Below are 2,008 nucleotides of genomic sequence, written 5' to 3'. Positions count from 1 at the left end.
CGGGGAACCGCTGCGCACGACCGTGGTCGACTCACCCGACGACCTGCCGTCCGCGGAGGTGGACGGCGCGGGCGCCGGTCTCGTCGTCACCGCCGACCCCGACCTCGCCCGCCGCGCGCCGGCCGGCTCGCCGATCGCCTTCGTCTGCGGCGCCGGTCCGGCCGATCGGCCGTGGCTGGCGGAACTGCCCGACATTCCGCTGCGCTACGTCGTGGTGAACTCCCCCGCGCAGCGGCGCTTCGTCTGCACCCTGCTGGCGATCCGAGAAACCCTGTCCCCCAGATCGGAGACGCAACGATGACCACCGCCGACGACGCGCTCGTGGTGATACCCCGGCGCACCCGAGTCCTGCACACCCTGCGGGTCGCCGGGTGGCTGGCCGCCGACCATTTCGGTGCGGACGCTCCGCTGACCGACGCGACCCTGTTCACACAGGTCCCGACCCCCCGCGGCGACATGATCACGCTCACCCCGGCGGGCGAACACGCGGCCGAGGTGGAGCTCACCGCCGTCTGCCGTCACCTGACCCCGGCCGGGCGGGACCGCATCGTCGCCCTGCTCGATCGGTTCGAACAGGCCGATCCACGAATCAAGAACGCGGTGACCGCATTTCAGCGCGATCGCGGTCCGGTGGCCGCGCGCGGCGTGCTCGAACTGCACGGCGAGGTCGCCGATCTGCTCACCGCTATCGGCGACGCCCTGCCGCTGTGGGACGACTACCCGGCACGGTTCGCGACCGTGGTGGCACTCATCGAGTCCGGCGATCTCGACAGTGTCGCCTCGCCGTTGCGGGACAGCTACCACACGGTGTGGCATCTGCTCCATCGCGATCTGCGACTGGTGGCCGACTGCCGGTAGCCGTGCCGGCTACTGCGACGAGTCGGCGGCCACCGCGTGCTCGTCGCCCTGCACGACCAGCGCGACGTGCAGGCGGGAGCGGCAATCCAGCTTCTGCATGATCTGGCGGATGTGGTTGACCACGGTCCATTCCGAGAGGTTCAGCCGCTTGGCGATCATGCGGTTGGTCAGTCCGGTCGCCACCAACTCGGCGATCTCGCGCTGGCGGGCGGTCAGCACATCCAGCCGGGAGTCCGCCGGTTCGAGGGTGGCCGGTGCCGACAGCGAACAGGCGGCGGCATCTGCCACCGTCCAGTGGTTCACCTGCGCGGCGATCTCCCGAAACCGCTCCGGCCCCAACATCGTCCGGAGGCGATGGACCGATCCGGGCACATCCTCGGGATCGAGCTGCGGAATGCTGTGCCGGGCGCGCAACCGCCGCGCCGCCAGCCACAATCGTGCCGAATGCTCGTGGTGGGCGGCCCCGGCCCGGTCGTAGACCCGGGCACAGCCTTCGATCGCGATCACGGCCGATACCACGTGGTCGGCGATGCCCTCGTCCGCGAGCACTTCGCGGTAGACCGCCAGCGACCGGTCCGGCGTCGGCCCGCCGATCTGACTGCGCGCCAGTGCGTTCAGCGCCGACAGGCGAATCGATCCGGCGCAACGCCGGATCCGTGCCGCCACCTCGTCCCAGCCCTCGGCGCGAGCCGGAAGACCGGCCAGGGCTTCGGTGATCCACATCCAGTCGGCGAATCGTTCCGACAGCCGACCCGCGAATCGCGACGACAGCGCCAGGCAGTGCCGCGCCGATTCCACGTCACCCAGTGCGCACAGCGCGGCGGCGAGTGGCACACCCGTCCGGGCGGCCCGGAATTCGTCTCCCGCCTCGCGGTAGGCCTGTCCCGCCGCGGTCAGCATGCGCATCGCCCGATGCAACCGGTCGGTGCGTAATGCCCACAGCCCCAGCAATTCCCGGCACAGCGCCGCCGACACGCCGGCCAGCGGCTCGGTGCGCGGCGCCAGCAGTCCGGACAGCACCGTCTCCAGCTCGCGCACCCGGCCGTGCTGCGACCACACCGGATCCAGCAGGGCGATCGTCTCGATCGCGCGCTCGGCCTGCCCCACCGCGATCAGCTGGTTGATCGTCGTGAGCAGGCTGTCCGGTGCC

3 protein-coding genes are annotated in these 2,008 nt (G+C 71.2%); 2 read left to right on the top strand and 1 reads right to left on the bottom strand.

Annotated elements, in window-relative coordinates; translation table 11 throughout:
* Both ON23_RS28065 and ON23_RS28060 read left to right on the top strand, forming a co-directional pair.
* Positions 1–301 (top strand): hypothetical protein (locus ON23_RS28065; RefSeq protein WP_039781921.1); only part of this gene is annotated, 301 nt, incomplete at its 5' end.
* On the top strand, positions 298–858 hold the full coding sequence (locus ON23_RS28060; RefSeq protein WP_039781919.1) for a hypothetical protein: 561 nt from the start codon (positions 298–300) through the stop codon (positions 856–858). The genes ON23_RS28065 and ON23_RS28060, both read left to right, overlap by 4 nt.
* A gap of 9 nt (positions 859–867) precedes the next feature.
* Here ON23_RS28060 and ON23_RS28055 read toward each other — a convergent pair.
* On the bottom strand, positions 868–2,008 hold a 1,141-nt coding region (locus ON23_RS28055; protein ID WP_039781917.1), incomplete at its 5' end, for a LuxR C-terminal-related transcriptional regulator.

This window comes from Nocardia cerradoensis NBRC 101014 (genome assembly GCF_000308535.1).
Lineage (GTDB): Bacteria > Actinomycetota > Actinomycetes > Mycobacteriales > Mycobacteriaceae > Nocardia > Nocardia cerradoensis.
The sequence above is the reverse complement of the archived record's forward strand: the minus strand, read 5'-3'. Positions and strand labels throughout refer to the sequence as shown.

What these genes read in the sequence shown, in the direction of transcription:
- ON23_RS28060 (WP_039781919.1), top strand. Translation starts at nt 298, where the DNA reads ATGACCACCGCCGACGACGCGCTCGTGGTGATACCCCGGCGCACCCGA.